The sequence below is a fragment of the Cupriavidus sp. SIMBA_020 genome (assembly GCF_046535395.1).
In the GTDB taxonomy this organism is placed as follows: Bacteria; Pseudomonadota; Gammaproteobacteria; order Burkholderiales; family Burkholderiaceae; genus Cupriavidus; species Cupriavidus campinensis.
Genome location: NZ_JAWRWU010000642.1, coordinates 1 through 270 on the forward strand (window position 1 = coordinate 1; position 270 = coordinate 270).

Genomic DNA, 270 nt, shown 5'->3' on the forward strand with positions numbered 1-270 from the left:
CGGCTTCACCGCGTTGCAGACGGGCTTGCTCACCGGCATCCCGAGCGTCGCGGCAGTCGTCGCGATGATCGTCTGGGCGCGGTATTCGGATCGCACCGGCGAGCGCACGTGGCACGTCGTGATTCCGTGCGTGCTGGCCTGCATCGGCTTCGTGTTCGCGGGGCAGGCGAGCACCGCGCTCCTGACCGTGCTCGCGCTGGTCGTCGTCAACATCGGGATCAGCGCCGCGAAGGCGCCGCTGTGGGCGATGCCGAGCGCGTTCCTGTCAGG

1 protein-coding gene is annotated in these 270 nt (G+C 69.6%); it reads left to right on the forward strand.

The genetic code is table 11. The features are described 5' to 3' along the window. Positions 1-270: MFS transporter (locus SB751_RS30875; RefSeq protein WP_410749132.1), on the forward strand; the 270-nt coding region annotated here is incomplete at both ends.